Annotated in this window: 15 protein-coding genes and 1 pseudogene; 9 read left to right on the top strand and 7 right to left on the bottom strand. The window is 63.1% G+C overall.

Features of this window, described 5'->3' with window-relative positions; genetic code table 11:
- The first annotated feature begins 15 nt into the window (after positions 1–15).
- On the top strand, positions 16–534 hold the full coding sequence (locus tag Q0139_RS03140) for a tetratricopeptide repeat protein (RefSeq protein ID WP_298017160.1): 519 nt from the start codon (positions 16–18) through the stop codon (positions 532–534).
- On the opposite strand, the gene rsmA is transcribed toward Q0139_RS03140, so the two are convergent.
- From rsmA to Q0139_RS03120, 4 genes are all read right to left on the bottom strand, one after another.
- On the bottom strand, positions 531–1,352 hold the full coding sequence (gene rsmA / locus Q0139_RS03135) for a 16S rRNA (adenine(1518)-N(6)/adenine(1519)-N(6))-dimethyltransferase RsmA (protein ID WP_298017158.1): 822 nt from the start codon (positions 1,350–1,352) through the stop codon (positions 531–533). The two genes, Q0139_RS03140 and rsmA, sit on opposite strands and share 4 nt — an antisense overlap.
- The gene (pdxA, locus tag Q0139_RS03130; protein WP_298017155.1) at positions 1,349–2,356 is read right to left on the bottom strand and encodes a 4-hydroxythreonine-4-phosphate dehydrogenase PdxA; all 1,008 of its coding nucleotides are present in this window, start codon (positions 2,354–2,356) and stop codon (positions 1,349–1,351) included. Before pdxA ends, rsmA begins: the two co-directional genes overlap by 4 nt.
- A gap of 16 nt (positions 2,357–2,372) precedes the next feature.
- Entirely contained in the window at positions 2,373–3,737 is a 1,365-nt protein-coding gene (locus tag Q0139_RS03125) for a peptidylprolyl isomerase (protein WP_298017152.1), read from the bottom strand.
- Between the two features lie 85 nt (positions 3,738–3,822).
- A complete protein-coding gene (locus Q0139_RS03120; RefSeq protein ID WP_367180717.1) occupies positions 3,823–6,108 on the bottom strand; it encodes an LPS-assembly protein LptD in 2,286 nt (761 codons plus the stop codon).
- 156 nt (positions 6,109–6,264) lie between these two features.
- On the opposite strand from Q0139_RS03120, the gene Q0139_RS03115 reads away from it, so the two are divergent.
- The 4 genes from Q0139_RS03115 to Q0139_RS03100 all read left to right on the top strand — a co-directional run bounded on the left by Q0139_RS03115 (position 6,265) and on the right by Q0139_RS03100 (position 9,269).
- Positions 6,265–7,731 carry a leucyl aminopeptidase gene (locus Q0139_RS03115; protein WP_298017314.1) on the top strand — a complete coding sequence of 489 codons (1,467 nt, stop codon included), beginning with the start codon at positions 6,265–6,267 and terminating at the stop codon, positions 7,729–7,731.
- Between the two features lie 10 nt (positions 7,732–7,741).
- Positions 7,742–8,179, top strand: a complete 438-nt coding sequence (locus tag Q0139_RS03110) for a DNA polymerase III subunit chi (RefSeq protein ID WP_298017148.1) — start codon at positions 7,742–7,744, stop codon at positions 8,177–8,179.
- Between the two features lie 88 nt (positions 8,180–8,267).
- Positions 8,268–8,690: a nucleoside-diphosphate kinase gene (ndk, locus tag Q0139_RS03105; protein ID WP_298017146.1), complete on the top strand. Its 423-nt coding sequence runs from the start codon at positions 8,268–8,270 to the stop codon at positions 8,688–8,690.
- Positions 8,691–8,696: 6 nt separating this feature from the next.
- Positions 8,697–9,269 (top strand): hypothetical protein, encoded by a 573-nt coding sequence (locus tag Q0139_RS03100; protein ID WP_298017143.1) that lies wholly within the window; start codon positions 8,697–8,699, stop codon positions 9,267–9,269.
- 19 nt (positions 9,270–9,288) lie between these two features.
- Here the strand turns inward: Q0139_RS03100 and purN are convergent, their stop codons facing one another.
- Entirely contained in the window at positions 9,289–10,254 is a 966-nt protein-coding gene (gene purN / locus Q0139_RS03095) for a phosphoribosylglycinamide formyltransferase (protein WP_298017140.1), read from the bottom strand.
- Positions 10,247–11,353, bottom strand: coding sequence for a phosphoribosylformylglycinamidine cyclo-ligase (gene purM, locus Q0139_RS03090; protein WP_298017137.1), 1,107 nt, complete (start codon positions 11,351–11,353; stop codon positions 10,247–10,249). Before purM ends, purN begins: the two co-directional genes overlap by 8 nt.
- Before the next feature lie 62 nt (positions 11,354–11,415).
- Here purM and Q0139_RS03085 point away from each other — a divergent pair, with 62 nt between their 5' ends.
- The 4 genes and pseudogenes from Q0139_RS03085 to Q0139_RS03070 all read left to right on the top strand — a co-directional run.
- Entirely contained in the window at positions 11,416–12,723 is a 1,308-nt protein-coding gene (locus tag Q0139_RS03085; RefSeq protein WP_298017133.1) for a heavy-metal-associated domain-containing protein, read from the top strand.
- Positions 12,720–13,328, top strand: a complete 609-nt coding sequence (locus Q0139_RS03080; RefSeq protein WP_298017129.1) for a chromosomal replication initiator DnaA — start codon at positions 12,720–12,722, stop codon at positions 13,326–13,328. Before Q0139_RS03085 ends, Q0139_RS03080 begins: the two co-directional genes overlap by 4 nt.
- A gap of 57 nt (positions 13,329–13,385) precedes the next feature.
- Complete coding sequence (locus tag Q0139_RS03075) at positions 13,386–15,557, top strand: RNA degradosome polyphosphate kinase (protein WP_298017126.1); 2,172 nt, start codon at positions 13,386–13,388, stop codon at positions 15,555–15,557.
- Positions 15,558–15,651: 94 nt separating this feature from the next.
- Positions 15,652–16,527: pseudogene (locus Q0139_RS03070) on the top strand (Ppx/GppA family phosphatase); the annotation flags it as partial.
- Here the strand turns inward: Q0139_RS03070 and Q0139_RS03065 are convergent.
- Positions 16,450–17,106 carry a class II glutamine amidotransferase gene (locus Q0139_RS03065; RefSeq protein ID WP_298017312.1) on the bottom strand — a complete coding sequence of 219 codons (657 nt, stop codon included), beginning with the start codon at positions 17,104–17,106 and terminating at the stop codon, positions 16,450–16,452. The pseudogene Q0139_RS03070 and the gene Q0139_RS03065 sit on opposite strands and share 78 nt — an antisense overlap.
- Positions 17,107–17,264 lie beyond the last annotated feature (158 nt).

The following is a 17,264-nucleotide window of genomic DNA, read 5'->3' as shown; positions in this document are numbered from 1 at the left end:
GTGTTGGAGCTGATTATGCGTTTCTCGCCCCTCGCCATTGCCATCTCGCTTGCATTTGCGACCGCTTCGAGCACGGTCTACGGCCAGTTGGCCGACGACCAGATCGATCCGCGTTCCGCTTCGCTGGTCGCCGAAGGCCGCGCCGCGCTGTCGTCCGGCAATGCCGAGATGGCGCAGGATCTGATCGAAACGGGCATCGCGGTCGATCCGCGCAATCGCGACGGCTATGTCGCACTCGCCGAAGTGGCGCTGTCGCAGGAGCTTCCCGGGTTGGCGATCCGCTATTATCGCGAGGCGCTCGAGATCGAGCCAAACGACCTTGCCGCGCTCGAAGGGCAGGGGCAGGTCTTTGTTCAGCGCGGTTCGATGGATCGGGCGCAACGTAATCTCGACCGGATCGAGGCGCTTTGCGAAACGAGCTGCGAAGAGGCGACGAGCCTTGCCGCCACGATTGCCGCCGGGCCACCCGCGCCGCAGCTGGCAGCGCAGGAAGCGACAACGGCTTCCGACGGCGAGCCGGCCAACACGCCCTAGGGGCCGATTTCCCGAGCGATAGCGACGAAATCGTCCACGGCCAGCGTCTCCGCCCGGCGCGTTGGATCGATGCCAAGCGATTCGAGCGCATCAAGCGCACGCGGAACCGATTTCAGACTTTGCCGCAACATCTTGCGCCGCTGCCCGAATGCGGCCTGGGTGACCTGTTCGATGACCGGTCCTTTGACATCCGGCGGAGCGGATCGCGGCACAATGTGCACGACGGCCGACATGACCTTGGGCGGCGGCACGAAAGCCGATCGGTGGACGTTGAGCGCGATCGACGCATCGCTGCGCCATTGCGCGAGAACGGAGAGGCGCCCGAACGCGGCGCTGCCCGGTTTCGCCACGATGCGCTCCGCCACCTCTTTCTGAAACATCAGCGTCGCCGATTTCCACCGGGGAGGCCAGCGTTCCTCCGTCAGCCAGCGCACGAGCAGCGCACTTCCGACATTATAGGGCAGATTGGCGACGATATGCGCAGCGCCGCCCGTAACCTGCGCTTCGTCAACCCTGAGCGCGTCGCCCTCAATAACGGTCAGCCGGCCGTCGAAATGATCCGAGACTTGCTGAAGAGCCGCGAGGCAACGCCGGTCCCTTTCGACCGCGACCACATTGGCACCGCGTGCGAGAAGCGCCCGTGTCAGCCCACCCGGTCCCGGTCCGACTTCATACACCGTCTCATCGGTGAGATCGCCCGGCACCGCAGCGATCCGATCCAGCAATTGCGTATCGAGAAGGAAATTCTGGCCGAGCGCCTTGCTCGCGGACAAACCATGCGCCGCGATCACATCCCGCAGCGGCGGCAGCTCAGTCACGCCGCCGCTTGTTGCGCGTCGTAGGCCGAACGCTTGCGGGCACAGAACGCCGCCAGGCCGATGGCAGCGATCATGGCGCCGGGATTGGCCTTGCCCTTGCCGGCGATCTCGAACGCCGTCCCGTGATCGGGCGCTGTCCGCACGATCGGTAAGCCCAGCGTCATATTGACGCCTTCGTCGAAATGCAGCGTTTTCAAGGGAATCAGCGCCTGGTCGTGCGACGGGCACAGCGCGCAATCATATTTCATCCGCGCCTCGGGATGGAACATCGTGTCGGCGGCGAACGGACCCTTGGCGTCTATGCCTTCCTCGCGTAACTGGCTGATCGCGGGTTCGAGAATGTCGATTTCTTCGCGACCCAGTGCACCGAATTCTCCCGCATGCGGGTTGAGGCCGGAGAAAACGAGGCGCGGACGGGCGATGCCGAAATTGCGCTCCAGTCCGCGGGCCGTCGTACGGCCCTTGGTCATGACAAGATCGGGCGTCAATGCGTCCGGCACGTCGCGCAAGGGCATATGCGTGGTGATCGGGACGGTGCGCAGCGAGGGCCCGGCCAGTAACATCGCCGTGTTCGACAGCGCGACGCCGCAACGTTCGGCGACGAACTCTGTCTGTCCGGGATGGGCAAAGCCGATGTCATAGAGTCGCGATTTCGCGACCGGGCCGGTCACGACCGCCCCCGCGGCACCGGATCGCGCCAGCCCGACCGCCATTTCGAGAGAATCGAGTGCGCAGCGCGCGCCCTGCGCGGTCGGTTCACCGCCGACGACACGCTCGTCATTCTCGACCGCGAGCACGGGCACGCCCTTGTCGAACGCGGCGTCCGCCTCCGCGGGTTCGGAAATTTCGACCACAGGGCCATGCCAGAAGCGCTTGAGCGCGCCGGCATCCCCGACACCGAAGAAAACAGGCAGGCTATGCCGTGTGCGCTCGCTCCACGCCTTGCCGATAATTTCCGGCCCGATCCCTGCCGGGTCGCCGAGCGATACCGCTATCGGCGCCATTGCGGACCCTCCCAGATCAGCGATACTCAATCACCGCATCACGGCGCAGATTGCGGAGATAGTTGCGCGCCATCCGGCTGCTGCGCGAATCCTGGAGCGAGGCCATGATCCGCTCGGGATCGAGGCTCTGGCTCGGCGCACCCGATTCGCGGCCGCACAGGACCAACACGCGCACACCGTCCTCGATCGAGCCGAATGGCGGCGAGGACTGGCCGATCTGGAGGTCCACCATCGCTTGCTGCAGCGCCGGCGGAAGATCGCGCATCTGCACCGAATCATTCTGCACCACGGTCCCGCCGACGCTTTGCGCCAGCGCTTCGGCCGCACCGCAGCCACCGCTGGATTGCGAGGCCTCGGCAAGCTGCGTGACGACCGGCGTCGCATCCGCCTCGGTAGTGCCGGGAGGGAAGTTCACGGTGATCTGCTTCAGGCTCAGCACCGCATTGCGCGGATCGGCCGAAAGGATCTGGCGCTGGTCGACCATCGCGATGATCGAAAAGCCGCCGGGTACGGGAATGGGCGGGCTCACCGCGCCGACGGGAATTTGCGGCAGCACCTGAGCGAGTTCCGTCGGCAACTGGCCGGGCAGCACCCAGCCGAGATCGCCACCCACAGCAGCCGTCGACGCTTCGGAATATTGCCGCGCATAGGCCGGGAACGACGCGCCTCGGCGAAGCTGCTCGAGAATTTGCTCGGCATTGGCCCGGACCTGCGCTTCATTGTCCGGCCGCGCGCTCAGATAGATTTCCGCGATCCGGTATTCGGTCTGGCCGCGCGAGGCTTCGAGCCGCTCGCGGACGGCCTCGACCTCGGCATCGCTGACGTTAATTCGCGGATTAACGTAGCGACGCAGCAGGCGGTTCCAAGCCAGCTCGCCTTCGATCTGGCGTTCGATCGAGCGCTGCGAGGAGCCCTGCTGGCGAAGATAATCGGCGAAGTTCACGTCTTCGGACGCAAAGTTTCCGCTCACGCGCTGCAGCGTCTGCTCGACTTCGGCATCGGTGATCTCGATTTCATTCGCGGCCGCTTCCTGGATCTGCAACGTCTCGTCGATCAGGTTGCTGAGCACTTGGATGCGCAGCCGTTGCAATTCCTCTTCGGAAATCTGGACGTCGCCATTGGCCGCGAGGACGAGCGCAAGGCGCTGGTCCACATCGGTTCGCGTGATGATCTCGCCATTGACGATCGCCGTTGGCTTGCGAATGTTCGGGTCATATTCGCTGAACACGCGAAACTGTTCGGGCAGGTCGAGGACCGAGGCGCTGTTCAGATCGTCCATCGGTGATTGTGCGGCGGCACCAAAGGCAAGCAGGCCGAGGCCCGCCGTCGAGGCAATGGCAATCATCCCGCGCTTAAAACGCTGTGCATTCATGGTCGTCATTTCTAGTAGCAATGTCCGTTCTGTTGCCAGTCGCAACCGGCAAATGTCGTGGATGAGCTCAAACAGATTTATCCTGAACGCAGGCTTAGCGTCCAAGATTGCGTAACGCCACCCGGAAGAGGAAGGTGTCGCCGCGGCGCGCATCGCCGGTGTCGTCATAGTCTCGCCGCCAGGTGAACCCGAATTCGAGCCCTTCGTCCTCATAGCCGAAGCCCAGACGCGTTCGAACAGGATCGAACCCGTCGGCAAGCGATAGCGGGTCTTCTCTGCGGCTGGTGAGATCGACGACGGCCGAACCGAAGATCGACCAGTAATCGCCGATCGCGACGCGCGCCGCCGCGCGCAATTCCTCGCGATCGCGCAAATCCTCGATGTTGAGGGTGATATCCCTGTCGAGAAGCAAATAGCCCAGCTCGACATAGGTCGTGCGCGATCCCACCGTCAGGTCGAGTTCGGCACGACGGATATCGAGATTGTCCTTGTCGATCCGATAACGGCTGGTGAGCGCAAGGAACCGCCCATAGCGAATCTCGGTCCGGCCCACGACATCGGAAAAGCGCGATGAAAGTCCGGTTCCGGACGGAAACAGGGTGGGTTTGCGCGTGAGACGGTAGCTCTGGCCAAGGCTGGTCCGCAGCGAGAAGCGTGGGAGATCGAGCGCATATTCGCCGCCATAGGTCATGCGAACCCCATCCTCGAACCGGTCGTAACCGGGAAAGCGGTTGATCGCGAAGATGCTGGCATTTTCCAGCTCGATCGACCGCGAATCCTCGTTCGGCACTTCGAGGTTCGACAGATCGGGCGTGGCGACGATCTGGACGCGCGGCGTCACGCGCTGGATACCGCCGAACAGTTCGCCGACGAACGGCCAGCGGATATCGGCGGCGACCGCACCGATTCCGCGAAACTGCCAGCCTTCCTCGCCGGCATAGAGCCCGGTGATGGTGTCGGCGTTCTCGTCCGAATGATAGGCATCGCCGCGCACCAATGCCGTCAGGGAGAATTCCTGACCGAGACTCGTGATCCGGCGATAGTCCCATTGCGCGCTGGCGAATGCCCGCTGCGTGTCCTGTCCGTCGGTGCGGATGATGCCAAGGCTGTTCGCCTGCAGATTGACCGTGCCGCCAATCAGTCCGTCCGCGAAACGCTGGCGATAGTCGATCGCGGGGATGGCGATGGGCTGCTGGCCGCCGTCCGCTGTCGCGCGCAAATCCTGCACAGCCCAGCCGGCGATCGAGAAATAGCTGTTCTCGCCGATCCGCTCGGCCTCGACCGTCGACCGCAACCGGTCGTCGCGCGAGATATCGTAACGACGCAGGAAAGTGTCGTCCGTCGTCAGCCGGGTAGAACCGGTGACCGACCAATATGGCGTAAACTGAAAGCGGCCGTTGGCCTCGATATAGCCGCGAAAGTCATTGTCGCCATCGAAGACGAAGCCGGCGGGCGGATTGATGGGGCGCCGCGAGCTGTATGTGGCGATGCCGGCAATCTGAAACGCACCCTCGGCAGCGAGATGCCGGTATTCCGCCTCGATCGCGGGGAGCACACCGGTATAGATATGCGGCGTGATCGTCGCGTCACGATTGGGCGCGAGATTGATATAATAGGGAAATTCGACTTCGAGCCCGTTTGAGCGGCTGAGCCGGAAATCGGGGACCAGAAAGCCGGTCGAGCCGCCCTCGGACCCATCGGGATGAGAAAAGCTCGGCAAAGCGGCAATGGTCAGCCCGAAAAGATTGAACCGCGCGTCTTCGTATCGGATCCGGTTGGTTTCGGGATCGTGGATGACGCGCGCGGCGGTGATATACCAGCTCGGCTCCTGCGGCTCGCCTTCGTCGTCGAGCGCGCGATAGGGGGTGTAGGCCGCGTTATCGAGGATCGAGACGCCGTCGTCGCGCGCTCCGGCCTGCGCGGCCAGTCTGCCGCCATTTTCCAGCACGATCAGCAGATTGTCGACCATGCCGTCGCGCAGCGTATCGGTCAGTTCGGCCCGCTCGGCATAGGCGGAATCGCCCTCGGGCGAGCGCACCGCGACATTGCCGCTGGCGATCACCTCGCCGGTATTCCGGTTCCAGACGACCTGGTCGGCACGCAAACGGACGCCGTCGCGCACGAGATGAACGTCGCCGCTCGCGGTCACGACATCGCTCGCCTGGTTGTATTCGATCATCTGAGCGCTGAAGACGATCTCGTCGGGCTCCATCGAGGCTTCGAGCGGCGGAAGCTCCTCATCCGTCAGATCCACCGGCGGGATCAACCGGGAGGCATCGGGATCGAACGGATCGCCGTCGCCCGTGCCCTGCGCCATGGCGGCTTGCGCCACCATCGCCAACGGAAGCACGCTGAGGCAGAATATCGTCTTACGCGTCACTGAATACCTGTATCGGATGAAAGTCCGGCTTCTGCCGCGCCTATCGCACCCGCGCGCCCGCGCTGCAATCGTCTTTGCCAGACGCCCGCCGTTCCGCTATCCGGACAGATCAATTCCGTTGTGATTTCAATTCCCGACAGGAGAATAGCGATTTCGATCTCCGTACGTTTTGCCTCGTCCCGTCCCGACAGCCCCGATGCGCTCGTCCTGCCCGTCAGCAAGAAGGGCGGGATCGATGCCGCACTGGACGGCTTGAGTGAGGAAGTCGCGGCGCATTTGCGCCGGGCGGCGCAGGCGGCGCGTTTCAACGGCGACACGGCATCCATCGTGGAGATTGTCACCGATTATGACGGCGAGCCCCGGCGCGTTCTGCTCGCCGGCGTCGGGTCGGGTGAAGATCACGGCTATGAAAATGCCGGCGGAGCGGTGGCGGCGAAACTGCTCACATCGGGCGAAAAGACGATGATCATCGACGCGTCGTCGGATAGCAGCACGGACACCGGATCGCGCATGGCCTATGGCGCTTTGCAGCGCGGTTGGCGGCTCGATCGATATCGCACGCGGCAAAAGGCCAAGGCGAAACCGACCCTGCGAACGATCACGGTCGTCGCGGACGAGGATGAGGCCGGTCGCTGGGCGGCGCATGAGCATGTCTTCGCCGGGATCGCCTTTGCGCGCGAACTGGTTACCGAACCGCCGAACATCCTTTACCCGAAGAGCTTCGTCGAACGGTGCAGGCCGCTCGAGGAACTCGGCGTAAAGATAGAGGTGTTGGGCCGCGACGAAATGGCCGAACTCGGCATGGGCGCGCTGCTCGGCGTGGCCCAGGGTTCGGTGCGCGAGCCGCAACTGCTCGTCATGCGCTGGGACGGTACCGATGGCGAACAGAATAAGCCGCTGGCCCTTGTCGGTAAAGGCGTCACATTCGATACCGGCGGCATATCGATCAAGCCGGGGCCGGGCATGGAGGACATGAAGTTCGACATGGGCGGAGCGGGCGCCGTCGCGGGCGCCATGCGCGCGCTGGCGGGACGCAAGGCCAAGGCGCACGTCATCGGCGTGTGCGGGCTTGTCGAGAATATGCCCGACGGAAATGCACAACGGCCTGCGGATGTCGTCACGACGATGTCGGGTCAGACGGTCGAGGTGTTGAACACCGATGCCGAAGGGCGCTTGGTGCTGTGCGACGCGATGCACTGGGTGCAGGAGAATTACCGGCCCGATGTGATGATCGATCTCGCCACACTGACCGGGGCGATGATCATCGCGCTCGGTTTCGAGCATGGCGGATGCTTCGCGAACGATGACGGGCTGGCGGAACAGCTGCTTGCGGCGGGCACCTCGAGCGGCGACAAGCTGTGGCGGATGCCGCTCGGCAAGGCCTATGACAAGCTGCTCGATTCGCCGATCGCCGATATGAAGAATGTCGGTCCGCGCGAGGCCGGTTCGATCACGGCGGCGCAATATCTGCAGCGCTTCGTGCAGGACGGCGTCAAATGGGCGCATCTCGACATTGCCGGGATGGTCTGGATGAAGAGTGCGTCGAACCTTTGGGACAAGGGCGCGACGGGCTTCGGCGTCCGGCTGCTCGACCGCTTCGTCGCCGACAATTTCGAAAGCTGATCGCGGGCGCGTGCAGGTCGATTTCTATGAACTTGCCGGTACACCGATCGAGGATGTCGTACCGCAGCTGGCCGAGAAAGTGCTGGAAACGGGCGAGAGGCTGTTGCTGATCTGCGGCGACGATCGCTTGCGTGCGCTGCTCGACGAGCAGCTCTGGACGCGTGACCCGGCCTCGTACCTCCCGCACGCGCAGTCGAAAGGGAAGGGCGATGCGAACCAGCCGATCCTCCTCTCGGATGCCGTCGACGCGCCCAATGGCGCTAGGTTCGCGATGATCGCGGACGGCCATTGGCGCGATGAAGCACTCGGTTTCGAGCGTGTCTTCTACCTGTTCGACAATGCAACGCTCGACGAGGCGCGCCAGGCATGGCGATCGCTTGCCGGCAAGGACGATGCGGAGCCCCGCTACTGGAAGCGCGAGGGCGGCCGCTGGCGGCAGGGCCCGTAAGACGCCAAGAAGGCTTGCACGCGCGCACATCTGCCCCTATCGGGCGCAGCAATCCCCAACTTCAGACTTTTTCGGAGCATTCGCCGCCATGGCCGTGACACGCACTTTCTCGATCATCAAACCCGACGCCACGCGCCGCAACCTGACGGGCGCCGTCACCAAGATGCTGGAAGAGGCCGGCCTGCGCGTTGTCGCCTCAAAGCGCATCCATATGACGCAGGAACAGGCCGAGGGCTTCTACGCCGTTCACAAGGAACGCCCGTTCTTCGGCGAACTCGTCGAGTTCATGACCTCGGGCCCGGTGGTCGTGCAGGTGCTCGAAGGCGAAGACGCCGTCGTCCGCAACCGCAAGATCATGGGCGCCACCAACCCCGCCGACGCCGATGAAGGCACCATCCGCAAGACCTTCGCCGAGTCGATCGAGGCCAACAGCGTTCACGGCTCGGACAGCGACGAGAATGCCGCAATCGAGATCGCCTTCTTCTTCGACGAGGATGAAATCGTCGGTTAGGAACGAATGGACTATATCGCCTTCTACAAAGCTCGTTTCGAGGCCGTTGAGGACGGTTTTTTGCTCGCAACGCCTGACGGAAAGAAGCTCGTCACGGCTGAACAACGTAAGCAGCTTATTGACCGATATCGCGAATTGATTTTGCCGACCGGTTGGCCATTTTGGCGCCAAGTGATTATCAGCTTTTTGACAATCGTGTCATTGGTCGTGATCGTCGTATTGATAGACATAGAGAATGCGACTGATCAACGCATCATCTGGGCCATCATGTTGATCGGAATTGCGCCAGTCTTTGTTCGACAAATCATGGCCTACCGCGCTTTCGCAGCCTTCAGAGACAGTCTTCTGCGCGATGCACCGCTCGTTGGTCCGCGCCGCTCGGATTATTTTCCTTCACTGACGCGTCTCCCTTGGCGAGCGATCATCGGAGTGATCGTCATTTGTACGGCTATTGCAGGCTCTAGGATTTCCGGCTGGGGTGGTAGTCTGGCTGATACGATCCTCGTATCATCGGCAGGGCTTGTTGCAGTGCTCTACTTGGTCGTGGCTGTACTGAAATTGCGAAAGCAGCAAAGCTGAGGATTTTTGCTATAGATTTTCAAAACTCTTCCGCCACAGCAATCAACCCGGAGATCTTCTTTGGAGCAACCGCGCTCCAACTCTTCCGGAGCCATCCGGCAATGTGGTCCCAGTCTACGGTGCCGGTGTCGAGCCGTACTGCGATCCATCCCGACGCCCCGTAATAGGCGGGCTTGTAGTAGAGATCGGGTTCGGCTTCGATCAGTGCAGCCATTTCGTCGGGTCCGCTGGTTTTGACGAGCAGCGCGACGGTCTCCTCGCCATGATGGTGGATCGAGACATAGGCAAAGAACTTGCCCGATTTCTCTGTGCCCACCCGCCAGCCGGGCGCACCGTGCGAGGTTCGCGCGTGCGTTTCCGGCAGCTCCAGCGCCAGTTCGCCGACTTTCTGGACGAGCCAATCCGGATCGAGCTCGCGCGACACATAATCGGCTAGAACGCGCGGATAGAGCTGGTGCTCGGCGATCAGGATCCGGCTCGCCAGCCGATCCGGCGTGTCGTCCGGCAGGATCGCCACCTCGGTCTGTCCGAGGATCGGGCCGCTATCGAGCTCGCCGGTAACAAGGTGGACCGTGCAACCCGATAGGGAATCGCCGGCTTCAATGGCCCGTGCATAGGTGTCGAGCCCTGGATATTTGGGCAGCAGGGAAGGGTGAATGTTGAGCATCCGCCCTTTCCAGCGCGACACGAACGCCTCCGACAGGATCCGCATATAGCCGGCGAGAACGATGTAATCGGCGCCGGCATCGCGCGCCGCATGCTCCATGATCTCGTCGAACGCGGCCCGCTCGTGCCCCTTATGGCTTTGCACGAAGGTGTCGATACCTTCGGCCCGGGCCAAGGCGATTCCGCGCGCTTCGGGATCATTCGATGCGACGAGCACCACCTCGAACGGACACTCTTCGTGCTTGGCGGCATAGATCAGCGCCGCCATGTTCGACCCGCGGCCGGAGATGAAAATGGCGACGCGGGCGCGTTCAGCCATTATGCGTGGTGCTCCAGTCCTCGAGCGCGGCCCAGCTGTCGGCAGAGCCGGAGACGGTGCAGCCTTTCGTCCCCGCTTCGATCGTCCCGATACGCTCGACCGTTTCGTCGGCTCTCTCGAGCGCCGCCGCCACGTCATCGGCCATGTCCGGCGCCACGATCAACGCCATGCCGATTCCGCAATTGAAGGTGCGCGCCAACTCGGCAGGCTCGATATTACCCTGCGCCTGTAGGAAGGCCATGAGCGCAGTCTGCTCCCAGGCATCGGTATCGATCCGGGCATGACAGCCATCGGGCAACACACGGGGGATATTTTCGAGGAGCCCGCCACCCGTAATATGCGCGAGCCCCTTGATCCGGCCCTCGCGGATCAGCGGCAGCAGAGATTTGACATAGATTCGCGTCGGCGCGATCAGCGCGTCGACGAGTAGCGTTTCGTGGTCGAACGGGGCAGGGCGGTCGAGCTTCCAGCCCTTGTCGGCGGCGAGACGCCGTACCAGCGAATAGCCGTTCGAATGGACGCCCGACGAAGCGAGACCAAGCACCATATCGCCCGGCGCAATGCCTTCGCCCGTCAACTGCTCGCCGCGTTCGACGGCCCCGACGCAGAAACCGGCAAGGTCGTAATCGCCCGCGGCATACATGCCCGGCATTTCCGCGGTCTCGCCACCGATCAGCGCGCAACCGGCAATCTTGCAGCCCTCTGCGATCCCTGCGACGACCCGTTCGGCGACGCCGTTGTCGAGCTTCCCGGTGGCGAAATAATCGAGAAAGAAGAGCGGCTCGGCGCCCTGCACGATCAGATCGTTGACGCACATGGCGACCAGGTCGATCCCGATCGCATCATGCCGGTCATGATCGATCGCCAGCTTCACCTTCGTCCCGACCCCATCGTTCGCCGCCACCAGTAGCGGATCGGCATATCCCGCCGCCTTCGGATCAAAGAAGCCGCCGAAGCCGCCGAGATCGGCATCCGCGCCCGGACGCGCCGTCGCGCGAGCAAGCGGCGCGATCGCCTTCACCAACGCATTTCCCGCGGCAATCGACACCCCGGCCTTTTCATAGCTATAGGGTTCGGGCTGATTATGCTTGGCGTTCATGCGCCAAGCGACTAGCCGCATTACACTTGGATTTCCAACCCCAACTCGCCATTAGACACCGCATGTTTTTCCTCCGCCGCCCCGTCATCGCGACGCTGACAATTCTGGCGCTGCTCGCAGGCGCTGGATCGCTCGTGCTGGCGCAGCGCGGCGAAGGCGGGAGCGAGACAGGGGTTTCGACCGACAGCTCGAGCAATTTCGAAGTGACCGGGATCACCGTCGATGTCACGGGCGAGGATGCGTTCGACGCGCAACGCAAGGGCTGGGAGGAAGCACAGCGGCAGGGCTGGCGAATGCTCTACGCGCGAATGACCGGCGGATCGGCGAGCGGCGCACCCGCGCTCAGCGACAGCGCACTGGACGGCATCGTTTCGGGAATCATCATCGAGGAAGAACAGATCGGCCCGACGCGCTATGTCGCGCGGCTCGGAGTGATGTTCGACCGTGCGCGCGTCAGCCAGTATCTGGGTTCGCGCGGGCAGGTCAGCCGCTCGCCGCCGCTGCTCACCGTTCCCGTCATGTGGATCGGCAACACGCCGCAGAGCTTCGAGGAACGTAACGCCTGGATGCGCGCCTGGGTGCGCTTCCGCACCGGCGACAGCTCGATCGACTATGTGCGCGCCGCGGCAACCAATCCGACACCGCTGCTGCTTACCGTCGGACAGACGCAGCGGCCCGGGCGGGGATGGTGGCGTTTCCTGCTCGATTCCTATGGCGCTGCGGACGTTATCATCCCGGTCGTCCACCTTCGCTACAGCTATCCCGGCGGCCCGGTGACCGGCACGTTTATCGGCTATCATGGTCCCGACCGGCGCAAGCTCGGCCAGTTTTCGCTCCGCGTCCGCAATGCCGATAGCCTGGATCGGCTGCTCGATGCCGGGGTTCAGCGTATGGACCAGCTGTTCCGACAGGCGCTTGCCGATGGCCGGTTGACCCCCGATCCGTCGCTGCAGTTTGAATTCGGTATCGACGAAGAGGAACTCGAGGACGAATTCGAAGAAATGGAAGCCAGTATTGCGGATCGCACGCCGCCCGAAGCCGTCAATGACGAGCAGGCGACGGCCACGGGCCGCTATACCATCCAGGTCGCAACGCCCAATGCCGATGCGGTTCGCAGCTCCGAAGCTGCCGTCCGCGGCACACCGGGCGTCCGCGCGGCCACGACATCGAGCCTGGCGATCGGCGGGCTTTCGCTGATGGAGGTCACCTATATCGGCGATCTCGACGCACTCGCCTCGGCGTTGGCCGCACGCGGGTTCCAGGTACAGCGCGGAGCGGGGACGCTGCGTATCAGCCGCGCCGCCCCGCCACCGCAACCGACTCCCCAGCAACCTCCGGCGCAAGAGGGCGGCGGCAGCGAGGACGAATGAGGCAGATCCCGCTACCGCTCGATTGGCCCGATCAAGCGGATGACGATGCCTTCATCCTTGACGAGAGCAACCGGGACGCCGTCCGCCATCTCGAACACTGGTCGCTCTGGCCGGTTCGCATCAGCCTGCTGACCGGGCCGCGCAAGTCCGGCCGCTCGACTCTGGCACGACTGTTCGCGCGGAAAAGCGGCGGCGATGTCTTCGACGACGCCGATCTGGGCGATGAAGAGGAGATCTTCCACGCGTGGAACCGCGCCCAGGCCGAGCACAAGCCGCTGCTTATCGTCGCCAACGCCCCGCCACCGGTCTGGCATATCCGGTTGCCCGACCTGCGATCGCGCATGGCCGCAACGCCCAAGGTCGAGATCGGCGAACCGAGCGACATGCTGATCGGTGGCAGGATTGTCCGGCACTTTGCCTCGCGCGGCCTCGATGTCGGGCCCGATGTCGTCGACTATTTGCTGACCCGTATGGAGCGCACGCATTTCGGCCTGTTTCGGCTGATCGAGGCGATGGACCGGATCGCGATGGAAAGCGGCCGCCGAATCAGCCGTGCGTTGGCGCGCGACGCATTGGACGAACTGCGGCCGTCACGAGATCGTTGATCGCCATCACCGCGCGATTTCATCGACCTGCAACAGTTTTCGGATTAGAACCGTGCGATGGACGACTATAATCCCGAGCATATCACCGAGGATTTCTCGCGTGAGATCGAGACCGAACCGGGCTCGGAGAACACCTATTTCAATCGCGAACTGTCCTGGCTGCAGTTCAACGAACGCGTGCTTGAGGAAGCGTGCAACCCGGCGCACCCGCTGCTCGAACGGCTGCGTTTCCTGTCAATCTCGGGCAACAATCTCGACGAATTCTTCATGGTCCGCGTGGCGGGGCTCAAAGGCCAGCAACTCCAGGGTGTCGAGCTGCGGTCGTTCGACGGACTGACGCCGACGCAGCAGCTGAGCGCGATCGCCACGCGCGTCAATTCGCTGATGGATACGCAACAGGGGGTTTGGGAAGAACTGCGCGCGGCTCTGACCGACGCCGATATCCATGTCCTCAATCAGGACGGCGTGGAGCCGGAAACCGATGCCTGGCTCGAAAACCATTTTCGCGAGCACATCTTTCCGGTGCTGACGCCGCAGGCGCTCGATCCCGCTCACCCCTTTCCGTTCATCCCGAACAAAGGGCTGAGCCTCGTTTTCGATCTGGAGCGCAAGTCCGATGGCGCGCCCATCCGCGAATTGCTGATGCTGCCGACGACCTTGCCGCGCTTCGTCCGCGTGCCGGGCGAGACTGCCTGTTACATCGCGATCGAGACCATCATCCGCCGCTTTACCGGGCTGCTCTTCCCCGGCTATGAGGTCAAAGGGCAGGGCGGATTCCGGATCATCCGCGACAGCGATATCGAGGTCGAGGAAGAGGCCGAAGACCTCGTCCGCTATTTCCGCAGCGCCATCAAGCGCCGCCGTCGCGGCCGTGTCATCCGGCTCAAACTCGAAGCCGATATTCCCGATGAGCTCGACGAGCTGATCCGCCGCGAAATGGGCGGCGAGGACGCCATCGTCGCCGAATCGAGCGGTTTTCTCGGCATTGCCGACCTCGAATTCCTGGTCGAGGAAGACCGGCCCGATCTCAAATTCACGCCGTTCAGCCCGCGCTTCCCCGAGCGCATTCGTGAGCATGGCGGCGATTGTTTTGCGGCGATCAAGGCGAAGGACATCGTCGTCCACCACCCCTATGAGACCTTCGACGTCGTCGTCGCGCTGTTGAAACAGGCCGCAGACGACCCCGATGTCGTGGCGATCAAACAGACGCTTTACCGAGCCGGCAAACAATCGGCGGTGATCCGCGCGCTGATCGACGCGGCGGAAGCGGGCAAATCGGTGACCGCCGTGGTCGAACTGAAGGCGCGGTTCGATGAGGAACAGAATCTGCTCTGGGCCAATGCGCTCGAACGCGCGGGCGTACAGGTCGTCTATGGTTTCATCGAGTGGAAGACGCACGCCAAGGTGACGACGGTCGTGCGCAAGGAAGGCGAGGGCTATACCAGCTACTGCCATTTCGGCACCGGCAACTATCACCCCGTCACCGCCAAGATTTACACCGATTTGAGCTTCTTCACCGCAAACCCGAAGGCGGGGCGCGATGCGGCGCAGCTGTTCAATTACATCACCGGCTATGTGCAGCCGGAGAATTTCGAGCTGATCTCGATGGCCCCGCGCGACATGCGCAATGACCTGATGAAGCTGATCGACGACGAGATCGCGCATGAGAAAGCTGGGCGCGACGGCGCGGTCTGGGCGAAAATGAACTCGCTCGTCGATCCGTTGATCATCGACAAGCTGTACGAGGCAAGCCAGGCCGGCGTGCAGATCGATCTCGTCATTCGCGGCATTTGCTGTCTGAAGCCGGGTATCGACGGCCTGTCCGAGAATATCCGCGTCAAATCGGTGATCGGGCGTTTCCTAGAACACAGCCGCATCTTCTGTTTCGGCAATGGCGCCGACCTGCCGAACAAGAAGGCCAAGGTCTTCATCAGCTCGTCCGACTGGATGCCCCGCAATTTCGACCGCCGCGTCGAATATATGATGCCGATCGAGAACGAGACTGTCCACGCTCAGATCCTCGATCAGGTCATGGTCGCCAACCTGATCGACAATGAACAGAGCTGGGAGCTTGACGGCGAGGGCAACTATACCCGCGTCGAGCCACAGGGACGGCCGTTCAACCTGCATCGCTATTTCATGACCAACCCCTCGCTTTCGGGCCGCGGCGCGGCGCTGCAGGAACAGGGATCGATGCCGAAAAAGCTCCGCGTCGCGCGGCGTGGATAAGCCGGTGGCCGGTACGGACCCTACAGCCTAGAGACTCGTTTACACCGAGGGAGAAACGCTATGCGTGCGATCCGGGGAGACGATACGGGCTGATATGGCGACCGTTTCCTATATTACGCCGGCAAGGGCGCCGATCGTCCCGGGCCTCGGGCGGGTCGCCGTCATCGACATCGGGTCGAACTCGATCCGCCTCGTCGTCTTCGACGGGCCGGGCCGGATGCCGAGTTTCCTCTTCAACGAAAAGGTGATGATCGGCCTCGGCAAGCGGATGCGCGAGGATGGCGGGCTTTCCGACGAGGCGATCGAGGATGCCATGGTCACGCTGCGCCGCTTTCGCATGCTGGCGACAGCGATGGACGTCACCGACCTGCGCACCGTGGCGACGGCGGCGGTCCGCGATGCGCCCAATGGCGGCGATTTCATCGCCATGCTGGAGCAGATCGGCCTTTCGGTGCGCTTGCTTTCGGGCGAGGACGAAGCCTGCCTCGCCGCCATGGGGGTCCTTTCGGCAATTCCCGATGCAAACGGCCTGGTCGGCGATCTGGGAGGCGGAAGCCTGGAGCTGGCACGCGTCAAGAATGGTGAGGTCAGAGAAACCGTGTCCTTTCCGCTCGGTGTCCTGCGCGTTGCCGATCTGCGCGAAAAACGGAAGAAGGGCGCGCTCAAACGCGCCGTTGCCAAGGCGCTGAAGCAGGCGGACTGGGTGCACAAATGCGAGGGAAAACCGCTCTATCTGGTGGGCGGCTCATGGCGCGCGCTTGCGCGGCTCGACATGCACCGGACCAAGTTTCCGCTGCCGATCGTCCATCATTATGTGATGAAGCCAGACCGACCCGCAGCACTGGTCAGGCTGCTCGCCCGCATCGACATGTCGAAACTGTCGGTCGTTCCCTCAATCGCCTCGCAGCGTATTCCGAACCTGACGGACGGCGCGGCTATCCTCTCTCAACTCGTCAAGCAGGCCAATCTCGGAAATCTGATCGTATCCGCCTATGGACTGAGGGAAGGGCTGCTCTACGAGCGCCTTGACGTCGAAACCCGCAAGCTCGACCCACTGATCGCCGCGACCCGGGAAGAGGGCGAGCGCCAGGGGCGGGACGACGCGGATGAAGGTGGCGCCGACCATGTCCAGTGCGCAGGTTTCCGAAGCGAAGATCACGGCATCGCCCAGCGAACCCATGACCAGCGGACGGATACCGTAGGGGTCGCGCGCCGCGATCAGCCGGTCATTGACCAGCGCCACGAAGGCGAAGGCGCCCTGGACCTGTTTGAGCGCCTGCAGGACGCGATTGGTCAGCTTGGTCTTTTTCGACTGGGCGGCCAGATGCAGCACGACCTCCGAATCGGAGGTCGACTGGAAGATGGCGCCGTGGCTGACGAGTTCCTCGCGCAGCACGCGGGCATTGGTCAGATTGCCATTATGGGCGAGGGCGATACCGCCACCGCGGACATCCGCGAAGAGCGGCTGGACATTGCGCAAGACCGATGCACCCTGCGTGGAATAGCGGGCATGGCCGATCGCGACACGGCCCGGCAGGCGCTGCGGCATGTCGGGCGAGGTGAAATTCTCCCCGACCAGGCCGAGATAGCGCTCGATGTGAAAACGCGATCCGTCATGGGTCGCGATCCCGCACGCTTCCTGGCCCCGATGCTGGAGGGCGTGGAGGCCGAGCGCGGTCAGGATGGCAGCGTCGTCGGCGCCATATA

Source organism: uncultured Parasphingopyxis sp. (assembly GCF_937129435.1).
In the GTDB taxonomy this organism is placed as follows: domain Bacteria; phylum Pseudomonadota; class Alphaproteobacteria; order Sphingomonadales; family Sphingomonadaceae; genus Parasphingopyxis.
Note: the sequence above shows the minus strand (reverse complement) of the source record. Positions and strands in the feature narration are given on the sequence as shown.